This window comes from Hyphococcus luteus, from assembly GCF_002943565.1.
GTDB classification, from domain to species: domain Bacteria; phylum Pseudomonadota; class Alphaproteobacteria; order Caulobacterales; family Parvularculaceae; genus Hyphococcus; species Hyphococcus luteus.
Genome location: NZ_PJCH01000003.1, coordinates 302,595 through 320,567, shown reverse-complemented (window position 1 = coordinate 320,567; position 17,973 = coordinate 302,595). Strand labels below are relative to the sequence as shown.

The window sequence follows — 17,973 nt, the reverse complement described above, 5'->3', positions numbered from 1 at the left end:
GATGACTCGATAAGATACGAGCCTAGCATGAATCCGGCGGCGGGCCGAATGCGGGTCAGAGAAAATCGAGACCGAGATCGAGCGTCGGCGCCGAATGGGTGATCCAGCCCGAGGAGATGACGTCGACGCCGGTTTCCGCGATGGCGCGCACGGTTTCCAGCGTGACATTGCCGGACGCCTCGAAAACCGCGCGGCCTTTATTGATCTCAACGGCGCGTTTCAGGTCCGCGGGCGTCATATTGTCGAGCAACACGACATCGGCGCCTGACGCCAGCGCTTCTTCGAGTTGGCCGAGCCCGTCCACTTCGATCTCGATCTTGACCATATGGCCGACGCCTTTGCGCGCGGCGGCGAGGGCCTTGGCGATGTCGCCGGCGGCGGCGATGTGATTGTCCTTGATCATCACTGCGTCGTAGAGGCCGAAGCGGTGATTATGCCCGCCGCCGCAGCGGACGGCGTGTTTTTCAAAAGCGCGCAAGCCCGGCGTCGTCTTGCGGGTGCAGACGATCTTGGCGCCGGTTCCCTTGACGGCGTCCACAAGCGCGGCCGTGGCCGTGGCGACGCCCGACAGATGACCCATGAAATTCAGCGCCACGCGTTCGGCGGACAATATTCCGCGCGCCGGGCCTTCGATGGAAAGAACGGCGTCGCCTTTTTCGACGCGCGCGCCGTCGTCTTTTTCAATGGAGACCTCAATGGCGGGGTCGGTCAGGCGAAAGGCGGCGCGAGCAGCATCAACGCCGGCGACGACGCCGGGCTTTCTCGCCGCGATGACGGCTTTGGCCTTTGCATCCGCGGGGATGGTCGCATTGGTGGTGATGTCGCCGGCGTCGCCGAAATCCTCTTTCAGGGCGCGGGCGACGGCGTCTTCAACGATCAGCGGGGAGAGACGGTCGATCATGCGTCGTCCTCTTCTTCATCGTCATAAAGAAGCGTCGCCGCGATTTCCGTGTGATAGGGCTCGCCATCCGCTTCGGGATAGTCGCTGCGGAAATGGCCGCCTCTGGATTCTTCGCGCGCGAGCGCGCCCTGCGCGATCAGCTCCGCGGTGACGAGCGCGCTTTTAAGGCCGCTGGTCATGTCGGGGCTTTCCTGCATTTCGTGAATGAACTCGAGAAGATCGGCGAGGCCCTCGCCATTGCGAATAAGCGCCGCATGGTCGCTCATGGCGGTTCTTAGTTTCGCCATCTCTTTCGCGGGCGCCGGTTTCGAGGCCAGCTCCATGCGGTCTCCGGGCGCGCCCGCGCCTTCGGCGCTGTCGATCTCCGCGTCGCGCAACTGATCGGCGATGCGCCCGCCGAAAACGATGGCTTCAAGGAGGGAGTTGGAGGCGAGGCGGTTGGCGCCGTGAACGCCGCTGGAGGCGACTTCGCCTACGGCCCAGAGCCCGTCGACGCTGGTCTTGCCGTCAAGGTCAGTATAGACGCCGCCCATATGATAATGCGCCGCCGGGGCGACGGGCATCAAGTCCGTGCGCGGATCGATATCCGCCGCCTGGCAGGAGGCGAAAACGGTGGGGAAGGTATCGGGAAATTTCGCGCCGATGGCTTCGCGCGCATCGAGAAAGGCACCGCGTCCGGCCTTGATTTCCGCCTCGACGGCGCGGGCCACGATATCGCGCGGCGCAAGGTCGGCGCCCGTGTGATAGCGCTCCATGAAAGGCGCGCCGTCTTTGTTGACGAGCCGTGCGCCGTCGCCGCGCAGAGCCTCGGTCGCAAGCGGGGCGGGGTCGAGGCCGATGTCGAGCGCCGTCGGGTGGAACTGCACGAATTCCGGATCGCGGATGACGGCGCCGGCCCGCGCGGCGAAAGCGAGGCCGTGTCCTTGCGCCGGGGTCGGGTTGGTGGTGACGGCGTAAAGCCCGCCGAGCCCGCCGGTCGCCAGCACGGTCTCGCCATAGTCAAAGGCTTCGCGTTCGCCGGCTTCCGGGTCGTAAATCAGCGCGCCGCCGACAACGCCGTTATCATCCAGCAGCAAGTCTTCGACGACGATCCGTTCAAGGATGGTGATGTGCCCGGCGCGGCGCGCCGCGTCGATCAGCGCCTCCATGATCGCCGCGCCCGCCTGGTCGCCGGTGGCGTGAACGATGCGGTCGCGGCAATGGGCGGCCTCGCGCCCGAGTTTCAGATTGCCGTTTTCGTCTGTATCGAAGCGGACGCCGATGCGGATCAGGTCTTCGACGGCGGCGGGCCCGCCAGTTGCGAGAATATGCGCGGCTTCCGGATCGACGAGCCCGGCGCCCGCCTGCATGGTGTCGGCGAAGTGAAGGTTCGGCGTGTCGTCAGGGCCGACGGCGGCGGCGAGGCCGCCCTGCGCCCAGGGCGTCGCGCCGCCCTTGCCGAGCGGACGCGCGGTGACCACGGTCACGGGACGCGGCGCCAGCTTCAGGGCCGTGTAAAGCCCCGCGACGCCCGCGCCGATGATGAGGATGTCGGATTGCATGAAATTATGTCTGCGACATGCGCCGTTTACCTCTCCCCATCGGGGAGAGGTCGAAATCGCTGGCGATTTCGGGTGAGGGGGAAGGGAAGCTGCTTTTGATTATCAGCATCTCTACCCCCTCACCCTAACCCTCTCCCCGATGGGGAGAGGGGATTTGCATCGCGCTTGGTTTGACATCGTTTATATTCTCAAACCCGCGCCTCGATCGCCGCGACTTCGGCCGGGTGAAGATGGCCGTACATGGACTGGCGTTTCAGCGGCAGGGCGATCATCCGCTCGATGGGCTTGCGCGCCTTTTCGATGATCTCCGGATCGATTTCGACCTTGTGCTCCATGGTCTGAAGCGAACGCAGGATGCCCGGCAGGTCGATGCGCTTCATATGCGGGCAGAGATTGCAGGGCCGCACGAAATTCACTTTCGGGTTTTCGAGCGCGACATTGTCCGACATGGAGCATTCGGTGATCAGCACCACGTTTTTCGGCTGGTTCTCTTTTACATAGTTCGACATGCCGCTGGTCGAGCCGGCGAAATCGGCTTCCTCGAGCACCTCCGGCGGGCATTCGGGGTGGGCGAGCACGACGACGCCCGGATTGCCTTCACGGATTTCGCGGATGTCTTCGGCGGTGAAGCGCTCATGCACCTCGCAGGCGCCGGCCCAGGTGACGATCTTGATGTCCGTCATGGCGGCGACGTTTTTCGCCAGGAACTGGTCGGGGATGAGGATCACCGTGTCCGTGCCGAATTCTTGTGCGGCATGTTCCACGACCTCGACGGCGTTCGACGAGGTGCAGCAGATGTCAGTCTCGGCTTTGACGTCCGCGGTGGTGTTCACATAGGTGACCACCGGCACGCCCGGATATTTCTGTTTCATGAGGCGCACGTCCTCGCCGGTGATCGAGGAGGCGAGGGAGCAGCCCGCGCGCAGATCGGGGATCAGCACGGTCTTTTCCGGGGCCAGGATTTTCGACGTCTCGGCCATGAAGTGGACGCCCGCCTGAACAATCACGTCCGCGTCGGACTTCGCGGCCTCCTTGGCGAGCTGCAGGCTATCGCCCGCGAAATCGCCGACGCCGTAAAAGATCTCCGGCGTCATGTAATTATGCGCCAGGATGACCGCGTTTTTCTCTTTCTTGAGATCGTTGATCGCGGCGATGTAAGGCGCGTGGACACGCCACTCGACTTCGGGAATGAGCTTCGCGACCTTCGGATAGAGGTGATCCGTTTTGGCTTTCACCGCGTCCGTATAGGCAAGGGGCGCATCCACCCGTTCGCCAATCACAGGTCCAGAAGAATCCGGCATGTCATCGCCTCCCGTTTTTCTCTTCGCCTGATTTGACGCCAGGCATTGCCGCCGAGGATTATGCTCAACTAGAGCATATATAGGGCGGAAAAATCAGCCCGCAAGGGCTGTAAGGCCGTGAACCTAGTGAAAATCCGCGTCCGGTCAATCAACCGTCACGCAATCACGCCTCATGCGGCGCGCAATGGCGGCAGCCGCTTCGCAATCTGTGGAAAAATCCGAGTCAGAAGCGCCTTTATGTAAGCCTTGACTTACGCATATAAGGGATTATATGGGTAAGTCATGACTTACGAAATGAAATTCGAGGCGCTGGCGGTCCCCACGAGGCGGGCGGTTTTCGAAAAGCTCCGGGCGGGCGCCCTGTCGGTGAACGAAATCGCAGGCGGCCTGCCGGTGTCGCGACCGGCGGTCTCGCAGCATTTGAAAGTGCTCAAAGACGCGGGGCTGGTGGCCGAGCGCCGCGACGGGGTCAAGCGCATCTATCGTCTCGATACGGACGGAATTTCCGAATTGCGCGATTATTTCGACCGGTTCTGGGGCGATGCGCTCGATGCTTACAAGCGCTCGCTGGAAGCGAAAGACGCATAAGGGAGAGAGGGAACATGGCCGTAACAGACACAATCGAACCTGTCGTTAAAACCATTACGCTGAACGCGTCTGTCGAAAAGGCGTTCCGCCATTTCACCGACAATATACACGCCTGGTGGCCGCTCGCCACGCATTCGCTCTCAGCAGAGAATGCACAGTCCGTCGTCTTCGAAGCGCGTCCGGGCGGGCGGATTTACGAAATCGACAAGGACGGCAAAGAGCGCGATTGGGGCGTCGTTAAAGCGTGCGATGCGCCGTCCCGCCTGGTCTTTTCCTGGGTGCTGGAGAATCCGGCGGGCGCCACGGAAGTCGAAGTCCGTTTCGCCGATGAAGGCGCAGGCAAGTCGTCGCTGACCCTTATTCATCGCGGCTGGGAAAACCGTGAAGACGGCGCGAAATGGCGCAAAGACTATGACGGCGGCTGGGACGGCGTGCTCGGGAAATACGCCGCTGCGCTTAGCTGACCATCATGTTTATTCGGACGGGCGGCGCAGGCGCGGAATGGCGAGGCCCGCGGCCGCCCGGTCCTTGAGGCCTTCCCGGTCGACGCGGAAGAGGGCGGCCGGCCGGCCGCCGGTTTCGCCCGTCATTTTGCCCGTGGCCTCGACGAAGCCCGATTTCTCGACGCTGCGCCGGAAATTCTGTTTGTGGAATTTAAAGCCCACAATCGTCTCCACCGTGCGCTGGAGCTGCAGGAGCGTGAAGGTCGGCGCCACCATTTCGAAAATCACCGGGCGGTATTTCAGCTTGCCGCGCAGGCGCCCGATGGCCGTCGCCAGAATGCGCCGGTGGTCGGAGATCATGGCGAGGCCGGTTTCCGGCGACCCTGTTTTTTCATCGCCCCGGTCGCGCAAGGCCTCGATCACAAGTTCGGCCTCATACATCAGCTCATAGCGGTCGAGGGTGCGCTCTTCCTCCCAGCCGAAACCGTCGAGCCCGAAAGCAATGTTGACGCGGGCCTGCCGTGTTTTTTTCTGCTCCTTGCCGGTTGCGCGCCCGGCCCAGGCTTCAAGGCCCGGCATGATCAGCTCCCGGAGGATCGCCGGCTCGCCGCCGCGCCAGTCCTCCCAGGGGAAAAACGAATACCAGTCCGCCCACAGCGCGTCTTCGGCGTGAAGATCGGCGGGCGCGGGGGCGAGGGCGAGATAGCCGACGGAAACGACGCGCTCTCCGGCGCCGCCGGCCAGCGCCGCGGCCGGGGCTTCGCGGCCCTTGTCGCCGAACGTGTAGAGCTGCTCCACATAGCCGAGGGAAACATGGGTCTGGCGCTCCACCCATTCGCGCACGCCGATTTCGAAGGTGCGGTGGCGTTCCGGGTCGAAAGGGCCATAGGGCAGCGCCAGGTCGCGTCCATGGCCCTGTCCCGGCCCGTCCGTCGGGGCGCGCACGCAAAGGACTTTCGGCCGGTCGCCGTCGACGACGGCGATAACGGCGTTTAGCGCAATGGCGACATTGGTCGCGAGCGACGGAGCGGGCGTTTTCCTCACACCCCCGTCTATGGCGGATTTACGGGGCCACAGGCAAGGTCACGATGGGCGCGCAGACGGTCGAACAGCACGGGCAGAGATCGAGAATGGCGCCGATCATGCGGTCCTCGCGGCCGAGCAGCCGGTCGGCCTCGGAAACCAGAAGCACGTTCGGGTCGGCGTGGGGGGCGGCGGCGCGCAGCCGCGCGGCGATCTTTTCCTCGCACATCTCCGGCTCGCGCACGCACATGGCGATATAGGCGATGGCGGTGGAGCGGGCGACGCCGCGATGGCAATGGATGAGGAGGTTTTCCTCCGTCGCCGCCCAAGATTTCAAAAAGGCGATGATGGCCGGCGCCATGTCTGTTTCGCTTGTCGCGGGGTCGAGCCTTAGATGGCGCTCCTCGGAAAGCTTTTGAAAGCGGTCGGGCGCTGCGTCGCCGCTATCGAGGATCGACACGACAAATCCCGGGTCGCAATCTTCGCACGCAGCGGGGGCGGCCTCGAGGGAACTGATGACGAGTTTGGGCATGCGAACGCGGGTGTCTTAACCTTTCCGGCCTGTTTGGGGCGATTTCGCCATGCAAGATAGGCTTTTCGGATCGGTTATGGAATGCGCCGGCCTCTCACAGCCGCTTGAAATGCCGGATTTGTGACGCCGCCGCGCTCTTACGCAGCGCCGTCTTACGCCGCCCGCCCTGCGTGTTTTTGGTAAAGTTCTGCAAAGCGCTTGAGATACGCCTCCTGCGCTTCGAGGGTGGTCATGGCCTTCAGCGTCAGCGGCGTCACGCCGCGCGGGGAGCCGAAAAATTTCTCGGCCTCGTTGCGCTCGAACCCGGCGATCTGCACGGCTTCGAAATAGGCCGAGGCGCGGTCGGCGCGCTTGATCAGTTTCTCGATCGTCTCGGGCAGATGCGCCGGCAGTTCGAAGCGCAGATGGATCGCCTGCATCAGCCGGCTTTCGATATCCTTGTAAGGGCCGCCGAGCTGCGCCTTGAAGGGCGAGATCATGTCGCCGATGACGAATTCCGGCGCGTCGTGAAGCAGCGCGGCGAGCCGCCACTTCACCGGCCAGCCGGGTTTCAACTCGTTGCAGAAATTTTCGACGATGAGCGAATGCTGCGCGACATTGAACGGGATGGGCCCCTTGGTCTGGCCGTTCCAGCGGGCGACGCGCGCAAGGCCGTGCGCGATGTCTTCGATCTCCACATCGACCGGCGAGGGGTCGAGAAGATCGAGCCGGCGTCCGGAAAGCATGCGCTGCCAGGCCCGGGGCGGGGCGTCATTTGCGGAGGCGGCTTTGCGCGCCATGAGAGTCCTTTCGCGGAAGGCGAGGTCGATGGGGCGCATCGCCTAGCAAAGGCGCGCAGCGCCGGCAAGGCGGCGTGAAAACGCCCGCCGACGCGACGAACCGCGGCTTTCTTGCGCCGGGGCGGCTTGAGGCGAGAGCCGGCAGCGCCCATTATCATGCAAGTAAAGGCGTATCGCAAAACACCGAAGAAAAGGCGGACGGCGCGCCGTCCGGAAAAGGGGTGCGGATATGACGACTTCCGATTATGGCGAACCGGCGCGGTCCGGCGGCGCGGCGTGGATTTTAGCGCCCGTGATTTTGATCTTGTTTCTCGGCGCGGCCTTGTCCGTCGGCGCCTATTTCTACAGCGAGCCGCAATTGACGCTTGCTAAATCGCTCGCCGCCGGTTTCGGCGGGCTTGCGGGTATCATTGTCGGACTGATCGCCGCGGTTTTCGGTTTGCTTGTCGGCCTTGTCGGCGCGCTGATCGGTCTCGTTGCGGCGGGCGGTGCAGTGGCGGTGACGCTGTTCATCGTGGCGTCCCCGATCATCGCGCTGGTTTTGATTTTCCTGCTCATGCGGCGGCCGAAGTCTGACTGTCCTGACCCGGCGGCTCACCGGTAAACACGGGCGGGAACGCAAAAAAAACTGGAAACGAAAAAAAACCGCCCATCGTGATGGGCGGTTTTTGATTCGGTCATCGGTGATCTGTTTTGGCGATCAACCGTTTTCCGGGCTGAACTGAAGCGAACGGCGCTGGGAGTTGGAGAGCGGATCGCCGACATTCTTGGCGTCGTCTTCCCATTGCTGGCGCGTTTTGCAGATCTTGCGGGCGAAACGCGTGCCGGTCGTCTTCTCCTTACGGCAGACAACCTCGCTCATATCCACGTCCGTCGCTTCCGCCGTCTGGGTCGGCGCAGCGGTGTTTTCCGCATAATTGGCTTGGTCGGCTGTCGTGGCGCAAGCCCCCAAAAGCAGCGCGCCTAACGCGCCAGCCAGAACTGAATATTTCATAATCTCTACCTTCGTGGTTAACAGATCCCCGTCACGAACGCGCAACATATCTGCTCGCGCTCCGGATTTCTAGGGCGGTTGCTGGTATTTGCTTCAGCTCAGGCTATTCCCCGTCTTTGGCTGGATTTCGGAGTATTTGAGCCTGGCAAGTCTCGCTTTGGTTCATCACAAGCCGGTGACAGCGCCGTCAGTTCTCGGGCGTATCGTCTTCCGTTTCTTCAGCCGGCTTTTTCTTCTTGCCGAAGATGGCGTTCAGCCCCTCATTGATCAGGGCGTCTTCGGTCGAGGGCTCGGCGCTCGCTTCTTCCTCGCCCGCCTGCGGCTCATCGGTTTTTTTCTTCTGTCCGCCAATGATCCCTTCGAGGATCTGCCGCGCCGGATCCTGTTCACTTTCTTCGCCGTCTTCTTCCTCTTCGCCTTTCTTGTCTTTCGACAGGACGTTTTCGAGCGTGCGCTGGAAGCCTTTTTTCGCCAGCGCCTCGGCGTCGACGCCGATGGTCGGCTGGGAGAAGGTGCCGCCGATTTTCACCGGCGCCTGAAACGCGCGCCCGCCTTCGCCGTCAATGGTCGTGGTCGCGCGCGGCGACAGGCTGATATTGACGGTCTGCTCGGCGAGATTGACCGTGCCTTTGCCGGTCATGGTGAGATAGGGCCCGTTGAGGGAAATCGTCGGCGCGTTGACGAGCCCGTCGGTGATCGAAAAGTCCGACAGGAATTCGGAAAAGTCGGTCTGCTCGGCGGGGCCGCGCGCTTTCGAGACCGCGCTTTGCAGGGCGGCGAGATTGAAGCCTTCGGACAATTCGCCCGCCGCGCGCACCATGGCGGCGATATTGACGCCTTTGATCGCGCCGTCGGCGAGGTCGAAGCCGCCCGAGCCGTCGATGGTGCGCATGATCGCGGCCTGACTCGCGCCGGAGGCGGTGAAGTTCAGCTTGAACGAGCCGAGCCCCAAAAGATTGTCGGTCTTCATCAGATCCGTCGTGAAGGGCTGCGCCTGCACCGAGCCGACATCGAAATTGCCGGCGAAAGAGGGCGTCGCCCCCCGCGCATTCACCACAAGCCGGCCGGAGCCTTGCCCGCCATACATGGAAAGCTCGGGGATCTGCGCCGTCATGCGGCCCTGATCGATGGTCAGCTTGATGCGGCTTTCGCCGAATTCGAGATCGTTGATCAGGATTTCATTGGTCGAAATATCGAACTCGGCGTCGATATTGTTGAGGCTTGCGAAATCCATGGGCGCTTCGGACCATTCGGGAAAGCCTTCGTCGCTTTGCGCCGGGGGCGGCATATAGGGCCGGAGGTCCAGCTTGTCCGTAGACAGAACGCCGCTCGCTTTCGGGCGCGCTCCGGACCAGTCGAGCGCCAGCGCGCCTTGCGCTTCGATCTTGTCGAAAACAATCGACGTGTTGTCGAGACGCATCTGCGTGTCGGTCCCGTCGATGTCGCCTTTCACCGACAGATTGTCGAAACCCGGCGCGTCGGCGAGCTCGGTCCCCACGAGTGCGGCGAAAGCCGGCAGGTCCGGCGCGTCGAGCGTCGCGGGGCCGGAATAGCGCAGCCCGTCCTTGGTCGCGATTTCAAGATCGGCGCCCGCCGAGGCCTCGCCGATATCGAGATTGAGTTTCAAGTTGCCGGGCTTTTTCTCCATGACGGCGGCGAGGCTCGTCAGCACCATGTCGATTTTCGCCGGCTCGCCCTGGAACGTAAGGCTTCCCTTCGCCTCCAAAGGTTCGGAAAGGCTTTTCAACACGACGGACAGATCCATGTCCTCGAGCGCATAGCTTGTTCCCGCAGCGGCGTCCGTGTAACGCGCCGCGCCGCCCTCGATGCGCACGTCGCCGAGTTTCAGATCGCGCAGCTGGCCGCTGTCGCTCTCGCTGCTTTGGCTTTCCTCCTGCGGCGCTTGCTCGGCGCTGGCGAGGTTCCAGTTGACGGCGCCGTCCTGCGCGCGGATGAGCTTGATGTCGGGGCGCGTCAGGACGAAGCGGTCGATCTCCACCGATTTCGACAGAAGCGGCAAAAGCTTGACGCCGATATCGGCTTCCTCGACGCGGGCGAGATACTCGCCCTCGAAGCCTTCTGCGTTGGCGATGACGAGGTCTTCCACGTGAAACGCCGTGCGCGGAAAGATCCGGAAGGAGAGATTGTCGCCGATCGTCACCTCGCGCCCGAGCGCGGCCGAGGCCTGGGTTTCGATCCGCCCCTTGAAGGCGGCGACCGGGATCAGCCCCGGCAGGAAAAGGAGCACCGCGAGGAGGAGGGCGGCGAGGGCGATGAGGATGAAGACGATGCGGTTCATGGGTCGGCTCTTTTAAATAGCGGCGTTAAGGGCTCGCGCTGGCGGTCAGTCGTAATCAGCAGCGCTTCGGCCCTTTGGGAAAGGCCTTTCCCCCGCCAATTGTTCCCTGGGCCCGTATATAGCGCCGGAATATGGCGCCCGTGTAGCGGGGTTGGCGTATCGGGGCCAGCATAGCGGGGGATTGTAACCGGGAATCGCCTGCTGAGTCCCCGCATTCGGGGAGGGGTTGTTGGGGATAACGTCAATTTGAGGAGATTGTTAAGTCGCTGAATGAAAAAGCGGAATAAGCATCTATTGCAAAGCGATTCGGCACAACTTATGTAACGTGTTGAGAGTCAATGGAAATTTATTCATATGATTGACTCGGCGATATGTTTTAGTTCCAACTAGTTGCGGGAGAGGAGGTTGTTTATCCATGGCAAATAACCGGGTCTATCCGCTTTGGCTGGTGAATACCTTTTTGGACAAGTACGGTGCCAATGGCGATATTTCTCACATGAAGGCGCAAAAGCTTGCCTATCTAACACATGGTCATTGGCTCCAGACACACGATGAACCATTTTTGAGTGAGAATCCGCAAGTCTGGACCTACGGACCAGTATTTTCGACGCTTTACCAAGATCTCAAAGATTACCGTAATGAGATTATATCTCATCCGGTTGTGTTTGCCTTTGATGACGATCCGGAAAACCCTACTCGGGTTACTGATCCAGAAATTGTTTCCGTAGTTGAGAAAGTCTGGAAAAAGTACGGGAAGTGTTCAGGCACTTCTCTTTCAGATTTAACTCACGCCCCAAACTCCCCCTGGAGCGAGATGGCAAAAAAGTACAATTACCGAGTGCCTAAAGGTTTGGAAATTCCAGTTGACCTCATCAAAAAGCACTACCGGACGCAAGTTCCGTCTTTGGACTAGGGACAAGCAAGATATCCTTACTCTTGACCGCACTCCGACGGGTCAAGAGGAGGCTCAATATCTATTTGGTAATGCGCCCGATGACCCATCAGAATTGAATGCGCTTCTTGATGGAAGCGAGCGTATTCAGGATATGGGCGAGCGTAGAATTTTTGCTGACCGTGCATTTGCCTTGACGCTAATTTGGGTAGTGTTTCTTATTGTTTTTCCATTCGTACAAATGTGGGCACGCGGCAAGGGCGGCGGGTTGGAGCAAGCAGAGTTTATTACAGTAGTCACAACGACAACCACTGCCGTATTTGGTTTTTGGCTCTTAGTTGGTCGTTATCTTTTTCCAAGGCGCTAGAAAGGGGCTGACATCAAGCAACGCTTTAACCGGCTTTTGAAAGCGATGGCGCACGGCGAACTGGTCTCGAAAACGCTTGCATAAGGATCGCGTGACTAGGTCATCTTTCGAAAATTCCGCCGAGTGTAAAATCTGAGCAGCATTCGGCCGGCCTCCGAATCGATTTGCGTGAGCCGAGGGCGGGAGGCCGCCCTTTCAGCCGCCCAAATTGAAAGCACAAAAAAAGAACAAACATGATTTTATGAATATAAACAGCAATTTATTTCTGTTGCCAAACGAGAACAAAGAGCGTACATTCGCGCCTCATTGACAGGGGAGGCCCTTGTCAGGCAACGGAGGCGGAGATGATTAAAAGCGGCTTGCGCGTAGTGGAGGCGGACGGCATGGACAAGACGAAAGCGCTGGAATCGGCGATTTCCCAGATCGACAAGGCGTTCGGCAAGGGCTCGCTGATGCGCCTCGGCGACCGCGAGGTGGTCGACATCGAATCGATCTCCACGGGCTCGCTCGGCCTCGACATCGCGCTCGGCATTGGCGGGCTCCCCAAGGGCCGCGTCGTTGAAATCTACGGGCCGGAAAGCTCGGGCAAGACGACGCTGGCGCTGCATGTCGCCGCCGAAGCCCAGAAAAAGGGCGGCACCGCCGCCTTTGTCGACGCCGAACACGCGCTCGATCCCGTCTATGCGCAAAAACTCGGGGTCAATCTCGACGAACTGCTGATTTCCCAGCCCGACACCGGCGAACAGGCGCTTGAAATCGCCGACACGCTGGTGCGCTCCGGCGCCATTGACGTGCTGATCATCGACTCGGTGGCGGCGCTGACGCCGCGCGCCGAACTCGAGGGCGAAATGGGCGACTCGCTGCCCGGCCTTCAGGCGCGCCTGATGAGTCAGGCCTTGCGCAAACTCACCGGCTCGATCTCGCGCTCCAATTGTCTCGTCGTCTTCATCAACCAGATCCGCATGAAGATCGGCGTCATGTTCGGCTCGCCGGAGACGACGACCGGCGGCAATGCGCTGAAATTCTATTCCTCCGTGCGCCTCGACATCCGCCGCATCGGCGCGATCAAGAACCGCGACGAGGTGACGGGCAACCAGACCCGCGTCAAAGTCGTGAAAAACAAGGTCGCCCCGCCCTTCAAGCAGGTCGAGTTCGACATCATGTATGGCGAGGGCGTCTCGAAAATGGGCGAGCTGATCGATCTCGGCGTCAAGGCCGAAGTGGTCGAAAAGTCCGGCTCCTGGTTCTCTTACAATTCGGAACGCATCGGTCAGGGGCGCGAAAACGCCAAGCAGTTCCTGCGCGACAATCCCGATATGGCGGCGCAAATCGAAGCCGCCATCCGCGCCAACGCCGGCCTCGTGGCCGAGGAAATGCTCACCGGCAATGAGGGCGGCGGCGAGGAAGACGCCGCCGCCGAAGCTTCCTGATCCGGCTTCCCCCGCGCCCGTCCGTTTTCGGGCGCGGGATTTGTTTCCAGGAAACAGGGTTTTGCGTCTCATCGCGCGGTTGTGACGCCGCCGGTCCCCGCATGGCTGCGCATGGCGCTTTTCTCTTGCCCGCGCCGGGGCGAAGATGAATGCGCGAGAAAACAGCCTGCCGGATCAATTTTCAATCATTGAAAAGGAGAGAGACATGATTGGTTATGTGACGCTGGGGACCAACGGCCTGGAGAAATCGGCGACATTTTACGATGCGCTGCTCGCCGAACTCGGCGGCAAACGGATGATGGAGACGGACACCTTCATCGCCTGGAGCGCCGCGCCCGGCCAGCCCGGCGTCGGCGTCATCAAGCCTTATGACAGGAACGCCGCAACGCCCGGCAACGGGACCATGGTGGCGCTCGCCTGCGACAAGCCGGAGACCGTGGACCGGGTCTATAAAAAGGCGATCGAGCTCGGCGCCAAGGACGAGGGCGCGGCGGGCCCCCGCGGCGAGACGTTCTATGGGGGCTATTTCCGCGATCCCGACGGCAACAAGCTGAACGCCTTCTGCATGACCCAGAGCTGACGGGAGAAACTTATAGGCCCCGGCGCGGGCCGGTTCCTCAAACGCCCGCCAGCGCCGCCGCCCAGACGCCGCCTAGACGGGGCGCGCTCATCAGCTTAAGACCTTCGCCGCGCCGGCGCCTTCAACGGAGCCGGCGCGGTTTCTATATGGATATGAGGCCCTTGCGGGCGGCGGCCGCTCCCTTGGAAGGGGCCGCGCAAAGGGCGAAAGAGGCAGGACCCAGATGACGTCTTTAAAGGACATCCGGTCGCAATTTCTGGATTTCTTCGCCGCGCGCGATCACCACATCGCGCCGTCGGCCCCGCTCGTGCCGCAGAACGACCCGACGCTGATGTTCGTCAACGCCGGCATGGTGCCGTTCAAGAACATCTTCACCGGCGCGGAAACCCGCGACTATGTCCGCGCGGCCTCCTCGCAGAAATGCGTGCGCGCCGGCGGCAAGCACAACGATCTCGACAATGTGGGCTACACGGCGCGCCATCACACCTTTTTCGAGATGCTCGGCAATTTCTCCTTCGGCGATTATTTCAAGGAAGAGGCGATCGACGCCGCCTGGACGCTCGTCCATAAGGAGTTCGGCCTTCCCGCCGACAGGCTGACGGTCACGGTTTATCACACCGATGACGACGCCTTTGATCTCTGGCGCAAGATTTCGGGGCTGCCCGAGAGCCGCATCATCCGTATCGCGACGAACGACAATTTCTGGGCCATGGGCGACACCGGGCCGTGCGGTCCGTGCTCGGAAATATTCTACGATCACGGCGATCACATTCCCGGCGGCCCGCCGGGCTCTCCGGATGAAGACGGCGACCGCTTCGTCGAAATCTGGAATCTCGTCTTCATGCAGTTCGAGCGCCACGCCGACGGGCGCGAGGTCGAATTGCCCAAGCCGTCCATCGACACCGGCATGGGGCTCGAGCGCATCGCCGCGGTCCTGCAAGGGGTTCACGACAATTACGATGTCGATCTCTTCAAAACCCTGATCGCCGCGTCGGTGGATTTGACCGGCCGCCCGGCGGAAGGCGCCGACAAGCCGGCGCACCGGGTGATCGCCGACCATCTGCGCGCCACGAGCTTCCTCATCGCCGACGGCGTCGGCCCGTCCAATGAAGGGCGCGGCTATGTGCTGCGCCGGATCATGCGCCGGGCCATGCGTTACGCCCACGGGCTCGGCAGCCGCGATCCGCTGCTGGCGCGCCTGGCGCCGCTGCTGGTGCGCGAAATGGGCGGCGCTTTCCCGGAGCTGCAGCGCGCCGAAACCCTGATCGTCGAAACCCTGCGGTCCGAAGAGGAAAAATTCCGCAGCCTGCTCGACCGCGGCCTGAAGCTCCTCGACGAAGAAACCGCGAAACTTGCCGACGGCGCGCCGCTCCCGGGCGACGCCGCCTTCCGGCTTTACGATACTTACGGCTTCCCGCTGGATCTCACGCAGGACGCGCTGCGCCGCGAAGGCCGCTCGGTCGATGTCGAAGGGTTCGACAAGGCGATGGCCGCGCAAAAGGCCGCGGCGCGCGCCGCCTGGGCCGGCTCCGGCGACACGGCGGATGAAAGCGTCTGGTTCGATCTGAGATCGGATCACGGCGCCACGGATTTCCTCGGCTACATCCATGATGCGGCCGACGGCGTCGTGCAGGCGATCGTCGTCGACGGCAAGCCGGTGGAGACCGCCAAGCAGGGCGACAAGGTCGAAATCATCGTCAACCAGACGCCGTTTTACGCCGAATCCGGCGGCCAGGTGGGCGATGCGGGGACGATCGCCACCGATGACGGCGCCGAGATCGTCGTCGACGATGTGAAAAAGCGCGCCGGCGTCCTGCACGGCCATATCGGCACGGTGAAAAAAGGAACGATCCGCACGGGCGAGAGCGTTCACCTTGCGATCGATGTGGCGCGCCGCGCGCGCATTCGCGCCAATCACTCGGTGACGCATTTGGCCCATGCGGCGCTGCGTGACGTACTGGGCGATCATGTGGCGCAGAAAGGCTCGCTGGTCGCGCCGGACCGCATGCGCTTCGATATCACGCATCCGAAAGCCATCACGCCGGCGGAAATCGCGCAGGTCGAAGCCCGCGTCAACGCGGTGATCCGCCAGAATACGCCCGTCGAAACGCGCATCATGCCTTATGACGACGCCGTCGCGTCGGGCGCGATCGCGCTTTTCGGCGAGAAATATGACGACGATGTCCGTGTGCTGACCATGGGCGATTCATTGGATGAGCCGGGCAAGCCTTATTCGGTCGAGCTTTGCGGCGGCACCCATGTGCGCCGCGTCGGCGACATCGCGCTGTTCAAGATCATCGGCGAAAGCGCGGTTTCCGCCGGCGTGCGCCGCATTGAGGCGCTGACCGGCGAAGCGGCGCGGGCCTATCTCGAAGAGCAGGCCGCCCTCGCGCGCAAGGCCTCGGACGCGCTGAAGACCACCGCCGAGGATTTGCCGGCGCGCATCGAAGCGTTGGTCGCCGAACGCAAAAAGCTCGAACGCGAGCTCGCCGAAGCGAAAAAGCAGATCGCCCTTGGCGGCGGAGGCGGCGCGGCTTCCCAGGAAGAGGAGGTTGCGGAAATCGCCGGCGTCAAATTCATGGGGCGCGTGCTCGAAGGCGTCGCGGCGAAGGACCTGCGCGGGCTTGTCGATCAGGCCAAGAAGAAAATGGGCTCAGGCGTCGCCGCTTTTATCGGCGTCAATGACGGCAAGGCGGCGCTGGCCGTGGGCGTTACGGACGATCTGAAAGACCGGCTCTCCGCTGTCGACCTCGTGCGCGCCGGCGCCGAGACCGTCGGCGGCAAGGGCGGGGGCGGGCGCCCCGACATGGCCCAGGCCGGCGGACCGGACGGCGCGCGCGCCTCCGACGCGATCAAGTCCATCGAACGCGCTATGGGCGCTTAAAATCGGCCGGAGAAGGCTAGTCGCGGATGTGGACGTCGCCGCCCGACGATTCGTCCACATTGGTTTTCTGCGGGCCGCCATAGACGGTGATGTCGCCGCCGCTCGATGCGTCCGCTTCAAGGCTTTGTGACGCATAGATCGTGAGATCGGCGCCGGAGGAGACGTCGGCGATCGCATCCGCGCATTTGAGGTCTTCCGCTTCGAGATCGGCGCCGCTTGAGCCGTCGGCTTTCAGCATCCCGCACTCGCCGCTGAGTTCGGCGTCGGCGCCGCTTGAAACCGAGACTTTGAATTCGCCCGCGTCGATGCCGGTAGCGACAATGTCGGCGCCGCTGGAAACGTCGACGCCTTCAAGCGAGGGCATGGTGATGTAGACCGTCGATTGATGTCTCCGGCCGAAAGAAAACAGGCCGCGGTTGCTTTTGCGCCCGACTTCAAGCGCGTCGCCGTCGAGTTCGATGCGCAGCCGTTCAAGCGCTTCCGCATCGCCCTCGGCGCGGATTGCGTAATTGTCGCCGACCGTGATCTCCACATCGACCCCGGCGGAGGCGTCGACCATGGTAAAGCCGCTGAAATCGTAATTGCGGGTCTCTGCATGGGCGGCTGTGACGGCGAGAACGGACGCCGCGCAGGCGCTGGCGATGACTGTTTTTTTCATGGGGTCCCTTTCCTTTTTTTCCTTGAAGCCGTTGACCGGCTTTCTTGATAAGCCGGCGTCAGTCGTTGCTTGCGGAGACCGGCGCTTTGAGCTTGATCCGCCCGCCGGAAGAGCGGTCGATATTCACCCGCTCCGGCGCGCCGAAAACCGACATGTGCCCGCCGCTTGAGGCCTCGCCCACAAGAACGCGCAAGACTGAAACCTCGCCATGACCGCCGCTGGAGACGTCCACATTGACTTTCTCGCAGGTGAGCGCGCGCGCCTCAAGATTGGCGCCGCTGGAAATGTCGATCACGCAATCGCCGCCGCGCCCGTCGACGGTCACGAAAGAGCCGCTTGAAAGATCGGCCGTGAAACGGCCCGCGTCGATATTTGACAGCGTTGAATAGGAGCCGGCCGAGGCGTCGATGCCGTCGATTTTCGGCGCGGTGACAATAATCTTGTAATCGTTTTTCTTCTGATGCCAGCGCAGGCGGTTCCATTCCCGCGACAATTTGAGAACGCCGTCTTTCACCTCGATTTCAAGCTCGCTGAAATCGCCGGCGTCGCTCTCGACGGCGACGGACTGAACGCCGCCGGCCGCAGCGACGAGATGCAGGCCGGTCGAGATGTCGATGCTCTCGAATTCGGGAAGGTCGTAGGTCTTGGTCTCTGCCGCCGCAGGCAGGGCGACGAGGTTTGCCGCAAGGCTGAGCGCGATGACGGGTCGATACATAATGGCTCGGCTCCTTTGAAGGGGTGGACGCAAAACGCCCCTCGCG

The 17,973-nt window shown here is 62.1% G+C and carries 18 protein-coding genes; 8 read left to right on the top strand and 10 right to left on the bottom strand.

The annotated features are described in order from the left end of the window. Positions 1-55 precede the first annotated feature (55 nt). The 3 genes from nadC to nadA all read right to left on the bottom strand — a co-directional run bounded on the left by nadC (position 56) and on the right by nadA (position 3,743). On the bottom strand, positions 56-901 hold the full coding sequence (nadC, locus tag CW354_RS04100) for a carboxylating nicotinate-nucleotide diphosphorylase (RefSeq protein WP_104828775.1): 846 nt from the start codon (positions 899-901) through the stop codon (positions 56-58). Continuing rightward, a complete protein-coding gene (locus CW354_RS04095) occupies positions 898-2,442 on the bottom strand; it encodes an L-aspartate oxidase (RefSeq protein WP_104828774.1) in 1,545 nt (514 codons plus the stop codon). The genes nadC and CW354_RS04095 overlap by 4 nt, the downstream gene beginning before the upstream one ends. Positions 2,443-2,630: 188 nt before the next feature. Then, positions 2,631-3,743 (bottom strand): quinolinate synthase NadA, encoded by a 1,113-nt coding sequence (gene nadA / locus CW354_RS04090; protein ID WP_104828773.1) that lies wholly within the window; start codon positions 3,741-3,743, stop codon positions 2,631-2,633. 282 nt (positions 3,744-4,025) lie between these two features. Here nadA and CW354_RS04085 point away from each other — a divergent pair, with 282 nt between their 5' ends. Beyond that, positions 4,026-4,331, top strand: coding sequence for an ArsR/SmtB family transcription factor (locus CW354_RS04085; RefSeq protein WP_104828772.1), 306 nt, complete (start codon positions 4,026-4,028; stop codon positions 4,329-4,331). 14 nt (positions 4,332-4,345) lie between these two features. Beyond that, on the top strand, positions 4,346-4,795 hold the full coding sequence (locus CW354_RS04080) for an SRPBCC family protein (protein ID WP_104828771.1): 450 nt from the start codon (positions 4,346-4,348) through the stop codon (positions 4,793-4,795). Between the two features lie 9 nt (positions 4,796-4,804). Here CW354_RS04080 and CW354_RS04075 read toward each other — a convergent pair whose 3' ends face one another. From CW354_RS04075 to CW354_RS04065, 3 genes are all read right to left on the bottom strand, one after another. Then, positions 4,805-5,818, bottom strand: a complete 1,014-nt coding sequence (locus CW354_RS04075) for an NUDIX hydrolase (RefSeq protein WP_104828770.1) — start codon at positions 5,816-5,818, stop codon at positions 4,805-4,807. Between the two features lie 19 nt (positions 5,819-5,837). Continuing rightward, on the bottom strand, positions 5,838-6,329 hold the full coding sequence (locus CW354_RS04070) for a tyrosine phosphatase family protein (RefSeq protein ID WP_104828769.1): 492 nt from the start codon (positions 6,327-6,329) through the stop codon (positions 5,838-5,840). 152 nt (positions 6,330-6,481) lie between these two features. Further along, the gene (locus tag CW354_RS04065; protein WP_104828768.1) at positions 6,482-7,108 is read right to left on the bottom strand and encodes a YfbR-like 5'-deoxynucleotidase; all 627 of its coding nucleotides are present in this window, start codon (positions 7,106-7,108) and stop codon (positions 6,482-6,484) included. 229 nt (positions 7,109-7,337) lie between these two features. On the opposite strand from CW354_RS04065, the gene CW354_RS04060 reads away from it, so the two are divergent. Then, positions 7,338-7,712, top strand: coding sequence for a hypothetical protein (locus CW354_RS04060; protein ID WP_104828767.1), 375 nt, complete (start codon positions 7,338-7,340; stop codon positions 7,710-7,712). Positions 7,713-7,808: 96 nt separating this feature from the next. Here the strand turns inward: CW354_RS04060 and CW354_RS04055 are convergent, their stop codons facing one another. Both CW354_RS04055 and CW354_RS04050 read right to left on the bottom strand, forming a co-directional pair. Next, positions 7,809-8,102 (bottom strand): hypothetical protein, encoded by a 294-nt coding sequence (locus tag CW354_RS04055; RefSeq protein ID WP_104828766.1) that lies wholly within the window; start codon positions 8,100-8,102, stop codon positions 7,809-7,811. 187 nt (positions 8,103-8,289) lie between these two features. Then, a complete protein-coding gene (locus CW354_RS04050) occupies positions 8,290-10,401 on the bottom strand; it encodes an AsmA family protein (protein WP_104828765.1) in 2,112 nt (703 codons plus the stop codon). A gap of 415 nt (positions 10,402-10,816) precedes the next feature. Here CW354_RS04050 and CW354_RS04045 point away from each other — a divergent pair, with 415 nt between their 5' ends. The 5 genes from CW354_RS04045 (at position 10,817) to alaS (ending at position 16,554) form a co-directional block, all read left to right on the top strand. After that, positions 10,817-11,314, top strand: a complete 498-nt coding sequence (locus CW354_RS04045) for a Panacea domain-containing protein (RefSeq protein ID WP_104828764.1) — start codon at positions 10,817-10,819, stop codon at positions 11,312-11,314. Beyond that, a complete protein-coding gene (locus CW354_RS22945) occupies positions 11,265-11,660 on the top strand; it encodes a hypothetical protein (RefSeq protein ID WP_133162165.1) in 396 nt (131 codons plus the stop codon). Before CW354_RS04045 ends, CW354_RS22945 begins: the two co-directional genes overlap by 50 nt. A gap of 344 nt (positions 11,661-12,004) precedes the next feature. Further along, positions 12,005-13,090 (top strand): recombinase RecA, encoded by a 1,086-nt coding sequence (gene recA / locus CW354_RS04040; RefSeq protein WP_104828763.1) that lies wholly within the window; start codon positions 12,005-12,007, stop codon positions 13,088-13,090. Between the two features lie 205 nt (positions 13,091-13,295). Further along, entirely contained in the window at positions 13,296-13,670 is a 375-nt protein-coding gene (locus CW354_RS04035; protein WP_104828762.1) for a VOC family protein, read from the top strand. 223 nt (positions 13,671-13,893) lie between these two features. After that, positions 13,894-16,554 (top strand): alanine--tRNA ligase, encoded by a 2,661-nt coding sequence (alaS, locus tag CW354_RS04030; RefSeq protein WP_104828761.1) that lies wholly within the window; start codon positions 13,894-13,896, stop codon positions 16,552-16,554. A gap of 16 nt (positions 16,555-16,570) precedes the next feature. On the opposite strand, the gene CW354_RS04025 is transcribed toward alaS, so the two are convergent. Both CW354_RS04025 and CW354_RS04020 read right to left on the bottom strand, forming a co-directional pair. After that, a complete protein-coding gene (locus CW354_RS04025; protein WP_104828760.1) occupies positions 16,571-17,212 on the bottom strand; it encodes a head GIN domain-containing protein in 642 nt (213 codons plus the stop codon). Between the two features lie 58 nt (positions 17,213-17,270). After that, the gene (locus CW354_RS04020; protein ID WP_165793515.1) at positions 17,271-17,927 is read right to left on the bottom strand and encodes a GIN domain-containing protein; all 657 of its coding nucleotides are present in this window, start codon (positions 17,925-17,927) and stop codon (positions 17,271-17,273) included. Positions 17,928-17,973 lie beyond the last annotated feature (46 nt).

Excerpts from the sequence above, each read along its gene's own strand:
- nadC (WP_104828775.1), bottom strand. The coding sequence starts at position 901 with ATGATCGACCGTCTCTCCCCGCTGATCGTTGAAGACGCCGTCGCCCGC.
- CW354_RS04095 (WP_104828774.1), bottom strand. The coding sequence starts at position 2,442 with ATGCAATCCGACATCCTCATCATCGGCGCGGGCGTCGCGGGGCTTTAC.
- nadA (WP_104828773.1), bottom strand. The coding sequence starts at position 3,743 with ATGCCGGATTCTTCTGGACCTGTGATTGGCGAACGGGTGGATGCGCCC.
- CW354_RS04085 (WP_104828772.1), top strand. The coding sequence starts at position 4,026 with ATGACTTACGAAATGAAATTCGAGGCGCTGGCGGTCCCCACGAGGCGG.
- CW354_RS04080 (WP_104828771.1), top strand. The coding sequence starts at position 4,346 with ATGGCCGTAACAGACACAATCGAACCTGTCGTTAAAACCATTACGCTG.
- CW354_RS04070 (WP_104828769.1), bottom strand. The coding sequence starts at position 6,329 with ATGCCCAAACTCGTCATCAGTTCCCTCGAGGCCGCCCCCGCTGCGTGC.
- CW354_RS04065 (WP_104828768.1), bottom strand. The coding sequence starts at position 7,108 with ATGGCGCGCAAAGCCGCCTCCGCAAATGACGCCCCGCCCCGGGCCTGG.
- CW354_RS04060 (WP_104828767.1), top strand. The coding sequence starts at position 7,338 with ATGACGACTTCCGATTATGGCGAACCGGCGCGGTCCGGCGGCGCGGCG.
- CW354_RS04055 (WP_104828766.1), bottom strand. The coding sequence starts at position 8,102 with ATGAAATATTCAGTTCTGGCTGGCGCGTTAGGCGCGCTGCTTTTGGGG.
- CW354_RS04050 (WP_104828765.1), bottom strand. The coding sequence starts at position 10,401 with ATGAACCGCATCGTCTTCATCCTCATCGCCCTCGCCGCCCTCCTCCTC.
- CW354_RS04045 (WP_104828764.1), top strand. The coding sequence starts at position 10,817 with ATGGCAAATAACCGGGTCTATCCGCTTTGGCTGGTGAATACCTTTTTG.
- recA (WP_104828763.1), top strand. The coding sequence starts at position 12,005 with ATGATTAAAAGCGGCTTGCGCGTAGTGGAGGCGGACGGCATGGACAAG.
- CW354_RS04035 (WP_104828762.1), top strand. The coding sequence starts at position 13,296 with ATGATTGGTTATGTGACGCTGGGGACCAACGGCCTGGAGAAATCGGCG.
- alaS (WP_104828761.1), top strand. The coding sequence starts at position 13,894 with ATGACGTCTTTAAAGGACATCCGGTCGCAATTTCTGGATTTCTTCGCC.
- CW354_RS04025 (WP_104828760.1), bottom strand. The coding sequence starts at position 17,212 with ATGAAAAAAACAGTCATCGCCAGCGCCTGCGCGGCGTCCGTTCTCGCC.
- CW354_RS04020 (WP_165793515.1), bottom strand. The coding sequence starts at position 17,927 with ATGTATCGACCCGTCATCGCGCTCAGCCTTGCGGCAAACCTCGTCGCC.